Genomic DNA, 13306 nt, shown 5'->3' with positions numbered 1-13306 from the left:
CGACCCTCCTATATTTTAAAATTCTTTTTCTAATGAATCTTATTCCATTAATAACATATTGATTAGTACCAATTATTTCAAAAGCAGACGTTCAACTCAATCTTTTTTTCCGTAAAAAAGATACCATTTGTTTAGTAACTATATAATCATTGTTCCACCAAACATCTGTCACTTTAGCTGGAACATACAAATAATTTACAATTGTTTCATGAGCTAGCGGCACAGCTTGAAGAATATAAATTACTCCAATCAATTCCCGGTATTGGTGAAAAAATCGTTGCAATGATTATTTCAGAAATCGGAGAAATTGATCGGTTTAATCATCCGAAAAAGTTAGTAGCCTTTGCAGGACTAGATATAAAGTTTCACAACTTAAAAAGATCTGATACTCAAAAACATAAAAAAGGTCGTCTTTCGACGAACCTTTCTTTGTATATGTTTTTATGATTCATGCCTATTACTTATTAGATGCTTTTGTAAATGTTTGTAATAACTGTTTCATTTCATCTACTGAACAACCTTGGCTAGTCACTTCGTAAATAATCCCGTTTACCTTTGCAGAAAAATAAGGGTCATTCTGGTTATACTTACGGCTGTATTGAGTCCATTTAACACCATTGGAAATAAAAGTTCCTTTTTTATGTTGGCGGTCATACTGAAAATCACCATTGTAGTCAGGACCGTCTTGATACTCTTCTGGATATTCCTGCATCCAGATAAATTTGTCCGTGATATGGTTATCACCTGGTATGGTGACTGTCTGCCCCATGCTACTTTCGGATGTAGGTTGGTATTCAAGTTTCACATGATAGCGAGAGCCGTCATTGCGTAAAGCGCTAGTAGTCATCTTTAATTCGGAAGACTGAAATATTCTCAAAAAAGGAACCACCTTACGGATGTTTTCATATGCAGCCTGCACTTCCAATGGGTCATTCTTTCCGCCGAAAATAGATTTCACATCTGGTTTTTCCACTAGGTTCGCTCGTTTTAGAACCTGATAATACTCGATAGTCTTTTTCCGTGCTGTACCTCCCAGTATTTCAACTGCAATATATTCATCTGGTGATTGTTTCTTCATGGCATAATAGTTGGAGTTCGGAGGATATTGTGTAGTATCGCCTTCTCGTAAAAACGTCCAATTTCCAATACGGGAGATTGTGCCTAGTTTCGAAGCCAATTGCTCTTTGGATACTCTCTCATCTGTCGTCGGGATATAGTAATGACCGTCGTGAACAAGGTATTCTGAATAAGGATGAGAAGGTTGTTTGCTTATCCCAAAGAGCTTAAGCCCAGCCCAACTTGGTGTAACATTTGGAACTAACAGTAAGAAAAGAACCATTAGAGCTACGAATAAAATCGCCTGATTCAACCTAAAACGTTTTTTCTTTCTAACGATGCTTTCAATATTGATTTCTTCTGGAAACTGAATTTGTCGTTGAACGTTTTTCAATGTGTTTTTTAATTCTTGTTCCATGTCCATCCCTCCTTATGAAACATATCTCCATGTGATGATGACAGCAATTGTTTCTTAAGCTCACCTCTAGCGTGATGAAGTCGCGATTTAATTGTTCCCTCACTAACTGTGAGGGTCGAAGCGATTTCCGAGATAGATAAATCCTGCATGTAGTATAAAATGATAACGGTCTGATGTTTCATTGAAAGTTTTTGAATACATTGATATAACTCCTTTTGGTTTTCCTCCTCAAGATAAATATGCTCTGGCTGTCCATCCTTGGACTTGTCCAAAATATCCTTCCACGGAGAAAAGAATCGTTTTCGCTTTGCCATTTTCCATATTACATGCAGCAAAATTTGATGAAACCAGGTTTTAAACGATGCAATTTCAGGATTAAACCGATGTATGGATTTATATGTACGAATTAGGGCTTCTTGTACCGCATCATCTGCCGCAGCTCTATCCCTTAGAAGCATAAACGCCACCTGAAATGCTGAAGGGATATAGGGTTTCAATAGTGAATTGAATGCATGATGTTCCCCTGACTGAGCTTTGATAAGTTCTTCATGTTTTGTCACGTCAAAACCTCCTTTATCTACCTACTTATTCCCCAAAGAATAGGAAATGGTTCAATTTTTCGTAAATTTTTTCAATTCTAAAATAAAAAGCCACCATTAGGTAGCATTATTTTATAGTAATTTCGCTTTGATAAATAATTTTCCTTCTTGAAGTAACCTGCCTCGTTAGTTGAATAAGAACAAGATAGGATTCTGTGAAATCCCATCTTGAAGTAACCTCTATAGTTTAAGTATATTTGTTCACAATGTTATTTTTTCCCACTTCATTTAATACAAGAATGCTGCCCCTTTAGCTACATAACAAAAGGACTCCCCCCTTTTTCAAGGAAAGCCCCTAGGTACAATACTGCTTTACTTAATTAGTAAATTAACAAATCTTTTAATTATTCATTAGAGATCTCATAGTACGTATCATAAAGGTTTTTATAGTTACCTTTTAGCTTATTAATATTAGTAGAATCATTTGAAATAATATCAATAACATCACTACTTACATATAATAAATATTCATTGGAGTAGAATGAAATATATGCTCCTGTTAATCCTTTTTTAACATTAAAACAGTAATTATATACATCTAAAGGATCTAAGTTTTTTATAGAAGCATAAATTACTCCATCATTTGTACCGCCTTCTAATACTACATCCTCTTTCCAATTTTTCAAATGAATAATTTGACCAATCTTTGTTTTGGCTGACTTACGTTTTTTATTGAAAATATATTCAGAAACAAAGATAGCATTAATATCTTTATTTCCATTAAATATTTGATTAATAATTAATTGTAGGTTAACACTACTTAGCTTCTCAATATCAAATCGTATCCGATTGTCTTCATGGACTTGGAAAAAAGGTGTTACTTGAGTACAGTCAAAATCAATATTAAAGTCTTTTAATTTTACCAAAGTGTATCAATCTCCCTATTTAATTCGGCATCATAGTTCAGCTTAAAAGTAACGTATTATAATGTTGCACATTGTATATAGGAAATTGATCTATTAAGTGCATTACTTTAACTCTTGACTTTTAATAAAATTTAAAGTGCCCTTTGTCTTTTTTATAATCTTATACGAATCTCCAAAAATAAAGTTCTTCAGATTCTGAATATAAAGTTGCCCCCGCTTTTTGTAATACCTTATGTGAGGCAATATTATTTTTATCAGTATCGGCAATTACATACTTAACGTTAGTTTGACATAGTAACCAATCTTTCATCATCCTAACAGCTTCCGTCATGTATCCCTTTCCCTGATATTGTGGAAATGTATAATACCCGATTACGACTTCACCCTGCTCATTTGGTAGACCTTTTAGCATAATGCCACCAACGATACAGTTTTTTACTTTCGACACGATCAACCAATTCGTGTACCAAATATAATTTTGCTCATCTTCTAAAACTTTCGATAGTCTAAACTTCAAAGCTTGTCTTAATTCTTCATCAAGAAAAGCAGCTTTAGTTACTGACAACTCTATTTCCAATGTTTCTTCTTCATTAATTAGTAAGTCTAAATACTCTGCATTTAATGGGATTAGTCTTAATCTTTTAGTGCTTAATTCAATCATTTTTTCTCTCCTATCATAGATTTAACTAAAACTATTAAGAGATATATGTATTGGCGCGTCTCCCGTTTTTAAATTTTTAAATAAAGGATAGCACTCTTTTATCCTTGTATTTAAAGGTGATTAATTTTATCATTCAAGGAATATAATGTAAATAATTTCATCTTCACAACTAATTGTTCCGATAAATCTCGAAATCTTTCCGATAAATAAAATATCCCTCCTCGAAAAGTTGATAATTTGAGGAGGGTTTATATGATTATTTATTTTCTACTGGTTTCCCGTAAGTTTGGAATCGTTCTAACATATATGTCATTTCTTGATCATCTAAAATAACTGGTGTGCCAATAGATCTAGCACGAATATATACTTCTGCACATAGTTCTATTTCTTCAGCGATATTAAAGGCTTCTTCCACATTTGCACCCGCTGCTAACAAACCATGATTAGCAAGCAAAACTGCTTTCGAATCTTCCATTGCTATAAGTGCATTTTCCCCGAGTTCTGGTGTACCAAAACTTGCGTACTCAGCACATTGAACTGCTTTACCAGCTACTGCAACCAAATAAGAGACTGCAGGTAAGGGTTCACGTAAACAAGAAAGTGTTTTGGCAAAAATAGAATGTGTATGCACAACCGCTTTAAGTTCAGGGCGCCTTTTATACACCATTGTATGCATCGCCCATTCACTAGAAGGTTTATGATGCCCCTCGATTACATGCCCTTCTAAATCAATCAAAACGATATCAGCAGCGGTTAGTTCCTCGTAGGGGATACCACTTGGACTTATGGCGACGCAATTTTCAGAAGGAACATAGATACTAATATTTCCGCCAGTTCCTTTTGTTAATCCATTTCGAATCATTAATTGACAATGACGAACAACTTTTTCTCGCTCCGTTTGAAGTCTCATCTAATTCCACCTTTCCTATTGCTCTATCACAATATGGTGACGCTTATTTTTTTCGCACAATGCGTAAATCTAAATTACTTTTCAAAAATTCATTTACGACTTCTTGTTGTTCGTCGTTAAATGGTTTTATTTCATCAACGATAATTGTAGAAATAGCATCGGCTGGCATGACTTGGAATAGTTTTTTGACGCCAACCTTGCTCTGATCAACAAGTGCTATTACCTCATTAGATTTGTGAATCATTGCTTGTTTAGCTTCGCCCTCATCAATTGTTGAGTCTGTTAATCCTTCTTGTAATGTCAAGCCCCTTGCAGAGATGAACAGTTTATCGATATTGATAGATTCCATATATTTCTTCAATGACGTTCCCATCGTTGAAATAGAGTTCGGACGTACATAACCGCCGAGTAAAATCGTCGTCACTTCACTCGATATTAAATCGAGGGCAACGCTTATATTATTCGTAACTACTGTTATATTCTTGATCCCTTTAATCAATTTTCCGACTTCTGCTGCCGAAGTACTTGCATCGATACCCACTACGTCCCCATCTTGAATTAATGTAACCGCTTCTTGAGCCATTAATTGCTTAGCTTCTAAATTTTCAGATGCGCGTAAATTTAAATTATCTTCAACAAAGGATTTTTGGATAGGCTTTGCGCCGCCCAACACACGAATTAATAACCCTTCACTTTCCATCTTTTCTAAATCGCGTCGAATCGTCATCTCAGACACTTGAAATCGTTCACTTAAATCTGAAATCTCTACGTAATTTTTTTGGTTCACTAGTTTATTAATTTCATCTTGTCTTCGTTTAAGAGAATTTGTCATGCGTGTCATCCTATCTTTGATTAGTTAAAAATTGCACGCACCTTTTCTTCTGTCGGGTGTTCGATAATCCCTTTTTCTGTGACAATCGCTGTTATGAGTGCAGCAGGTGTCACATCAAAGGACGGATTATACACCTTTACATCAGTTGGTGCGATGTATTGTCCTGTTGGTTTTAACACTTCATCTACACTACGCTCTTCTATCGGGATATTTGCACCAGTTGGGCAATGTAAATCAATCGTCGGTGTAGGTGTCGCTACATAAAAGGGAATATTATAGTATTTAGCTAAAATAGCCACACCGAGTGTCCCAATCTTGTTAGCAACATCGCCATTTGCAGCTACACGATCACAGCCAACAATGACCCCCTGCACTTTGCCTTGTGCCATCACCGTCGCTGCCATATTATCCGTAATCAACGTAACATCAATACCAGCATTAAAGAGTTCAAAAGATGTAAGCATAGCACCTTGGAAACGAGGTCTTGTCTCGTCAGCAAATACTTTAAAACTCATCCCCCGCTCCTTTGCCAAATAAAAAGGAGAAGTCGCTGTGCCATATTTTGTTGTAGCCAGAGCCCCAGCATTACAATGAGTTAGTACCCCTTGACCATCTTCCAAAAGCGTCAATAAATGTTCACCTATGGAACGATTAATCTCGATATCTTCAGTATGAATAGCAATCGCTTCTTGTAATAAAATGTCCTGGAATATTTCTAAATCATTCGTCTCTATTTGCAAGGCTCTCTGTTCCATTCTTTCTAAAGCCCAGAATAAATTGACAGCTGTAGGACGAGATGTTGCTAAATACTGTACTTGCTTTTGTACCTCTTCCTTTGCCGCTCTAACAGAACCTTCATAGTGCTGAATCGCCACATATACCCCGTAAGCTGCTGTTACACCTATAGCCGGAGCCCCTCGTACAATCATTGTATGAATAGCATTCCATACTTTTTCTACAGTTTGGACTTCTACATACACAATGTCATTTGGCAATTTTGTTTGATCTAGTAGAATGAGTGTATCTTTTTTCCATTCTATTGTATTCAATTCCATTAAATCAACACCCCATTCTTATATTTGTGTAATAGCTTAATATAGCCTTGAATATGGCTGATTTCCTTATTTAAAATACACTCTTTCGCAACCTTTAAACAACGTCTTTCGGCTGTTATACGAGCATCAATTGGTTCAATGGTCGTAATATCTGCTACTTTGGCTAAGCCAATTATACGACGGTTCATTTCAATCCCTGCAATTGCAAAAGCATCTCGACTGATTCGTTCCATATAGTTATCGAGTAAAGCCGAGTAGACAGCAAACTGCTCCGTTGATGTGGCTAAGATATTTCGTGCCTTCTTCTGGAATAATTGAATAGTAGATAGTAATGTTTCTTCAATCCACGAAACAAATTCGTCTTCTTCGTAAGCTAATCCTCTTGTCCAGGCAAATGTTAGGTTAGCGATTAAATTTCCCACATCATAACCTATAGGTCCATAAAAGGCGAATTCTGGATCAATAACCTTCAATGTTTCATCATTAATAAAAATAGAGCCTGTATGCAAATCACCATGTAAAAGCGCTTGCGCCTCTGTTAAAAATTGCATTTTCCGTTTAGCAACTTCTAAATGTAAATCTGTATCCTCGTATACATACGAATGTATCCACTCTTCATTTCCAGCCGTTAAAATATTTTGCTTTTTGAAATCAATATAAGGCTCCGTATAAACTAGATGTTCTGTAATTTCACACAGCTCAGGGTTGATGAATCGCTTTTGACATTCTTTTTTCTTTTTTGGATCTAGTAAAAAATCCGTTGTTCGAATAAGATTTTCCGCCATAAAAGTAGAGATTAACTCGGCGAAATGATCATACGTTTTAAATACGTTCAATTGCTTTCTCATAATCTCAAAATCTTTTAAATCTTCCATTACGCAACAACTCATAACTTCATCAAACAATAAAATTTCTGGTACAAGGGAAGGTGTAAGGTCACCCTCAATTAATAATGCTTCTGTTTCTATTCGATTTCGATCTGTAGATAGCACGAAATCCTCAGAGATACGAGCTTGTGGACCAGCTTGTTTGACGATGACAGAGTCACCTTGCTCATTTTTCACACGAAATACATAATTTAAATTGCCATCACCAATTTCGTCACTATGTAGCGTTCCACTAAAACCTTTAATTTTTACTTGTACATAGCTTTTAATATCTTCTTCGTTCATTAAAAAATATTTGGAATACATAACAATAACCTCCTATTTTTTTCCACTGTAATACGTTGAAGCTAGCGCAAATGCTAAAACAAGTCCTTTGATAATATTTAAAGAATAGTAAGGAACTGATAACATTACTAATCCATTTTCTAAAATACCGACTAATGCGGCTCCGAATAATGTGCCAATGGCATTTGGTTTGCCATGACCAGCGAATGATTGCCCTATAAAAGCAGCAGCAACAGCTGGCATTAAATAACCTGCACCTGCATTGATTTGTGCAGACCCGATTTGAGACGCGAGCAATAGCCCACCAATCCCGGCTAAAACTGCTGAAAAAATATAAGCTAACATTTTATAACGGTTGACAGGAATCCCCGATAATTTTGCGGCTTCTTCATTACCACCAACAGCGTATAAAAATCGTCCATGTTTGGTGTATGTTAAAAATACATGTACTAACATAACGATGAACAACATGATTAAAATAATCCAAGGTGTCTTACTTAACAATAAGAAGAAATCCGAAATTCTACCTTCTGTTGGTGTCCCATCTAAACGAGGCATACCAACAGAGATTGAACCGCCCCCTGTATAGGTCATAGCAACGCCTTCAACAATAAACATAGTTGCTAATGTGGCAAACAGATCGGGTATTTTCACTTTTACAATTAAAAACGCATTAAATAGTGCTACACAAAGAACGGCTAAAATAGCAACCAAAATGGATACACCTGTTGGCAAGCTAAACCATACAAACATAGATACAACAACTGAATTCGCCAATGTGGCTGTCGAACCAATCGATAAGTCGAAACCATTAACAGATAAAGAAACCGTTAATCCAACTGCTATTATCGTAACGATTGAAATACTTCTTAAAATATTTAAGACATTATTTGTTTGCATAAAATTAGGAATAGTAACAGTGAAAACAATAATCAATAAAATAACTGCTAGTACAATGGCCCAATCCTTAATAAATAAAAGCGTTCGGTTGTTTTTACGCTCTTGCATACGCTTCGCCTCCAGTAGCATAGAACATAACTTCATCTTCTGTCGTTTCGCTAGTGACTAACTCTTTCACAATTTTCCCGTCGTACATTACGTAAATTCGATCAGTAATTAACAAAATTTCACTTAATTCACTCGTCGCATAGATAACGCTCTTTCCTTCTTTTGCCTGCTCATCAATTAGATTAAAAATATCGCTTTTAGCTCCAACATCGACGCCTTTTGTAGGTTCGTCAAACAGAAGAATTTCTGCATCGGTCATTAACCATTTACCAATTGCGATTTTCTGTTGATTACCACCAGAAAGATTCGCTACCTTTTGATGTTCGTTCGGTGTTTTAGCACCTATTTTTTGAATCATCGATCGAGCAGCCTCTCGTTCTTTCGCTTGTTTAATAAAGCTGCCTAAACATGTGAATGGTTGTAAATTGGCCATCGATAAATTTTTGAATATCGGTTCTTCAACAAATATCCCTTCTTTCCGACGTTCTTCAGGAATTAAACCGAAATGGTTTTTAACAGCATGGTAGGGAGTTAGGTTTTTAATAGGTTTTCCATATAATTCAATGGAACCCGCTTTAATATTAGACATGCCAAATATCGCTTTGCATAATTCTGTTTTTCCAGCTCCAACTAAGCCAGCAAGACCAATAATCTCATGTTTATTGACATGAAAAGATACGTCATTAACTAAGCCTGAATCGTCGAAAAGATGGTTGACCCGTAAGGCTAATTGTCCTTTTTCTTTTAATTGTTTGTGATGAACTAAATCAAAAGTTTTACCAAGCATTTGCTCGATAACTTGATTTTGAGTAATCCCTTCAATTAAGCTTTCTTTTACAATTTTGCCGTCTTTCATAATGGTGATTTTTTCGCAAATTTCAAATAGCTCTGGTATCCGGTGAGAGATAAAGACAATTCCAAGATGATGATTTTTAACTAAATCTCGGACTATAGAAAACAATTTCTCAGTTTCTGCTTGGCTTAAAGGGGCGGTAGGCTCATCTAATATTAGAAATTTTCTCTCATGAATTAATGCCCGCGCTATTAACACCATTTGTTTATCCGCTAAAGAAATATCCTGCACCTTTTTTTCAATATTTAACTCAATACCAATCCGATCTAACACATCCTTTGCACACTGACGGATCTTTCGCCAATTGATAATTGACTTTTTATCGAATATCAGTTGATCTAGCATAATGTTCTCTGCAACACTTAAATAGGGTATTAACGCTGTATCTACTTCTTGATAAACAATATCTATACCTAATTCCTTTGATTTTTTCGCATCAGTAATAGAAACTAGTTCACCGTTTATAAAAATATCACCGGTATAATGCGGATAGGCTCCTGAAAGAATTTTCATTAGAGTTGATTTACCAGCCCCATTAGCACCAATGACAGCGTGAATCGTGCCTGATTCTAATTGGAAATCGACATTACTTAAGGCTTTCACACCGGGAAATTCAATTGAAATTTTTTTCATCTCAATGACTGTCTTGGCTTTCATAACAAACACCCCTTTCACATTAAGGTAAAAGAAAACGTCTTATTGAAAACAAGACGTCATCTTTGTATTATTTTGAATAGTGTTCACGTAGTGTTTTCATCCATTCCTCATCAAATTCAGTAGATACGCCCCAGCCATCAATAATTTCATTTAGATTGAGCATCGTTGTGTTATCTTTTAAATCACTTTGTTTAATTAATTTTGCATCTAAATCATACTCTGCAGGAGTTTCTTCACCCGCTAATTTTTTTGCCATTAAACGCATATTCATACGACCAATTAGAGCTGGGTCTACAGCAGCTGTCGAAATCCATTGACTATTATCTTCTTTCATTAAGTTAATATCTTGGTTCGATACATCGATTGAAACCAATTTAATGTCTGAACGATTGTTATCTACTAATGATTTATAAGCCCCTTTTGCTAACTCATCCCACGAGCCCCAAATTGCATCTACTGTACCTTCTGGATATTTTGCTAAAACGGCATTCACTTTTGCAGCAATGTCACCTTGAATATCTTGGAAATTAGTAGGTCCAATTGTTTCTAAAGTGACAATTTCACCCTTATCCTCGAACTCTTTATATATTTCCTGACGTCTATCTAAAGGAGATAAACCTCCAAACCATAGTTTAATAACCTTTACGGGCTCCTTACTTAAATCCGCAATTTCTTGAAGAGATAAACGTGCTAACTCATAATCATCTTGGAATGTTGCAGTAACACCATCTAAACTCTGACCATTCTTTTTAGCGACAGTATCAAATAATGTCACTTTAATTCCTTTATCAACAGCAGGCTTAATCATGTCATATGAATAATCTTCTTTTCCGTGCGAAATAATAATACCGTCATAGTCTTGCTGTGTAATTTGTGAAACTAATTCTTGGAACTTAGCATCATTATTTTCAACTATATGCGTATCCACTTTGAACCCCAAAGCTTCGCCTTCCTTACGTGCACCATCTAAAAATTGCTTCGTATGATCATCTGAAGCTAGATTACGTAAAACAGCAATTTTTTTGCCGTTTTGTACTCCTTCAGGCACACCTTCAATAATTTCATTCGTGTCACTTCTAGCATCATTCCCGTTATCATTACTACAAGCTGCCAAAACAAACATTCCCACAAGCAACATCAACGAGACTCCAAATCTTTTCATGAAAATCCCCCTTTTCTATTAAAAAATGATATAAAACTCTTGATTAAGCATCAATTTCACAATAATCATATTATTCAGAATATTTTTTGTCAACTCAAATTGTTAAATAAAATCATTATTTAGTTATTTTTTTTCATTAATAATTCCATTTTGTTTATTTCAAACGGAATTACAAATCAAAACGTTTATTATTTCACAATACAGAAGAATATATAAAATCAACTCTTTTATCTTCGTGAGTAATACAGATCTATTTGGTAGTTTTCACGATTCTCAAATTAAATAATAATAAAACTGTTTTTAAAAATAGTATTTGGCAACAATTATTTCTTTTGCTAATTGTTCCGATAAATCTTAGAATCTTTCCGATAAAACATAAAATTGTTCCGATAAATCTCGGAATCTTTCCGATAAAGCATAAAAAAACAGTGAATCCGCATTTGGATTCACTGTTTTTAAATTTAAAATTTGGAGCCTTTATCGCCGTATTCGTTTAGTAGTTCTTCAAACGATTTGTTTTTTTCGCGTTGTTTGCGCTCAAAGGCTAGCTTTGCTTGGCGCTCTTCTTCAGCGGCTTGTTCTTTCACTGTTAAATCTTGCTTTGCCGCTTTTAATTTAGCTAGCACGTCACCGCCTAGCTGATCGGCTAATGTCACTGCCTCCTGCTTTGGTAGACTAGCTGTCACGCTACTATCTACACGTTGCTGCTGTTTTCTTTTCTTTCCCATTGCAATTCACCTTCTTATTCACTTCAAGGGCGCTTGACAACTGTTGCCACGCCTTGTCCACCACCGATACATAGTGTTGCGAGACCTGTTTTTGCATCACGCTTTTCCATCTCATGTAAAAGCGTGACTAAAATACGTGCTCCACTTGCACCAATTGGGTGGCCAAGAGCAATTGCGCCCCCGTTCACATTTAGTTTATCATGATTAAAGCCTAGTTCGCGATCTACAGCAATAGATTGAGCTGCAAAAGCTTCATTTGCTTCAATTAAATCTATATTATCTAATGTCACATCAGCTTTTGCTAATGCTTTCTTTACTGCCGTTACTGGGCCTGTTCCCATAATCGCTGGGTCAACACCCGCGCTTGCGTTCGCTGTAATTAGTGCCATTGGTCGAATGCCTAGCTCTTCCGCTTTTTCTTTCGACATGACAACGACTGCCGCTGCACCATCGTTAATGCCCGATGCATTTGCAGCTGTCACGGAGCCATCCTTTTTAAAGGCAGGACGTAGTTTAGATAAAGATTCCGCTGTAACGCCTTGACGCGGGAATTCATCTTTATCAAAAATAATAGGATCACCCTTGCGCTGAGGAATTTCCACCGCTACGATTTCATCGTTAAACTTCCCTGCTGTAATGGCCGCTTCTGCACGTTGTTGTGAACGTGCTGCAAAGGCGTCTTGTTCCTCACGAGAAATCTCATAGACATCACATAAATTTTCAGCTGTAACGCCCATATGATAGTCATTAAAAGCACACCATAATCCGTCATGAATCATCGTATCAACTACTTTTTGATCCCCCATGCGGAAGCCTTCTCGTGCATTTTTTAAGACATACGGTGCTTGGCTCATATTTTCAAAGCCACCTGCAACGATAATATCCGCATCCCCTGCAAAAATGGCTTGTGTCGCTAAATGAACAGCTTTTAGTCCTGAGCCACAAACTTTATTAATCGTTAATGCAGATACTTCATGCGGTAAACCCGCTGCAATTGCTGCTTGACGAGCTGGATTTTGTCCAAGCCCAGCTGATAAGACATTCCCCATAATGACCTCGTCAACTTTTTCGCCTGCTACACCAGCACGTGCTAATGCTTCTTTAATAACAATGCTCCCTAATTTTGTCGCTGGTACATCCTTTAATGTTCCTTGGAATGAACCAATAGCTGTACGTACTGCACTTACTATTACTACCTCGTTTGTCATAAACATTCTCCCCTTTTCCCCGTTCAAAAATGAACACTGCATGCATATGCTACTAGCAGATATATCTATTTTAACAAATATTTTGACGATTTTCGATAATAGAAATAATCGCAGTTTTGCC

13 protein-coding genes and 1 pseudogene are annotated in these 13306 nt (G+C 36.1%); 1 reads left to right on the top strand and 13 read right to left on the bottom strand.

Annotated features, from left to right (window positions below):
* Positions 1-213: 213 nt before the first annotated feature.
* A pseudogene (locus ACFCYJ_RS01340) lies at positions 214-361 on the top strand (transposase); the annotation flags it as partial.
* Between the two features lie 96 nt (positions 362-457).
* Here ACFCYJ_RS01340 and ACFCYJ_RS01335 read toward each other — a convergent pair.
* From ACFCYJ_RS01335 to ACFCYJ_RS01275, 13 genes are all read right to left on the bottom strand, one after another.
* A complete protein-coding gene (locus ACFCYJ_RS01335; RefSeq protein WP_376069645.1) occupies positions 458-1474 on the bottom strand; it encodes a hypothetical protein in 1017 nt (338 codons plus the stop codon).
* Entirely contained in the window at positions 1459-2034 is a 576-nt protein-coding gene (locus tag ACFCYJ_RS01330) for an RNA polymerase sigma factor (RefSeq protein WP_376069642.1), read from the bottom strand. The genes ACFCYJ_RS01335 and ACFCYJ_RS01330 overlap by 16 nt, the downstream gene beginning before the upstream one ends.
* A 383-nt stretch (positions 2035-2417) precedes the next feature.
* Complete coding sequence (locus ACFCYJ_RS01325; protein ID WP_376069641.1) at positions 2418-2939, bottom strand: hypothetical protein; 522 nt, start codon at positions 2937-2939, stop codon at positions 2418-2420.
* Between the two features lie 160 nt (positions 2940-3099).
* Positions 3100-3600: a GNAT family N-acetyltransferase gene (locus ACFCYJ_RS01320; protein ID WP_376069638.1), complete on the bottom strand. Its 501-nt coding sequence runs from the start codon at positions 3598-3600 to the stop codon at positions 3100-3102.
* A gap of 256 nt (positions 3601-3856) precedes the next feature.
* The gene (locus ACFCYJ_RS01315; protein ID WP_376069635.1) at positions 3857-4510 is read right to left on the bottom strand and encodes an L-fuculose-phosphate aldolase; all 654 of its coding nucleotides are present in this window, start codon (positions 4508-4510) and stop codon (positions 3857-3859) included.
* A 43-nt stretch (positions 4511-4553) separates the two neighbouring features.
* Positions 4554-5342: a DeoR/GlpR family DNA-binding transcription regulator gene (locus ACFCYJ_RS01310; protein WP_376069632.1), complete on the bottom strand. Its 789-nt coding sequence runs from the start codon at positions 5340-5342 to the stop codon at positions 4554-4556.
* Positions 5343-5362: 20 nt separating this feature from the next.
* Positions 5363-6397, bottom strand: a complete 1035-nt coding sequence (gene mtnA / locus ACFCYJ_RS01305; protein WP_376069630.1) for an S-methyl-5-thioribose-1-phosphate isomerase — start codon at positions 6395-6397, stop codon at positions 5363-5365.
* A complete protein-coding gene (gene mtnK, locus ACFCYJ_RS01300) occupies positions 6397-7590 on the bottom strand; it encodes an S-methyl-5-thioribose kinase (RefSeq protein WP_376069627.1) in 1194 nt (397 codons plus the stop codon). The genes mtnA and mtnK overlap by 1 nt, the downstream gene beginning before the upstream one ends.
* A gap of 12 nt (positions 7591-7602) precedes the next feature.
* Entirely contained in the window at positions 7603-8577 is a 975-nt protein-coding gene (locus tag ACFCYJ_RS01295) for an ABC transporter permease (RefSeq protein ID WP_376069624.1), read from the bottom strand.
* Positions 8564-10087: a sugar ABC transporter ATP-binding protein gene (locus ACFCYJ_RS01290; protein WP_376069621.1), complete on the bottom strand. Its 1524-nt coding sequence runs from the start codon at positions 10085-10087 to the stop codon at positions 8564-8566. Before ACFCYJ_RS01290 ends, ACFCYJ_RS01295 begins: the two co-directional genes overlap by 14 nt.
* 67 nt (positions 10088-10154) lie before the next feature.
* Entirely contained in the window at positions 10155-11249 is a 1095-nt protein-coding gene (locus tag ACFCYJ_RS01285) for a sugar ABC transporter substrate-binding protein (protein WP_376069618.1), read from the bottom strand.
* A gap of 461 nt (positions 11250-11710) precedes the next feature.
* A complete protein-coding gene (locus ACFCYJ_RS01280) occupies positions 11711-11977 on the bottom strand; it encodes a YqkE family protein (RefSeq protein WP_079560678.1) in 267 nt (88 codons plus the stop codon).
* Between the two features lie 23 nt (positions 11978-12000).
* On the bottom strand, positions 12001-13185 hold the full coding sequence (locus ACFCYJ_RS01275) for an acetyl-CoA C-acetyltransferase (protein WP_376069616.1): 1185 nt from the start codon (positions 13183-13185) through the stop codon (positions 12001-12003).
* Between the last annotated feature and the right edge of the window lie 121 nt (positions 13186-13306).

Source organism: Lysinibacillus sp. NPDC056232, assembly GCF_042267565.1.
In the GTDB taxonomy this organism is placed as follows: Bacteria; Bacillota; Bacilli; order Bacillales_A; family Planococcaceae; genus Lysinibacillus.
This window is presented reverse-complemented; position numbering and strand designations above follow the sequence as displayed.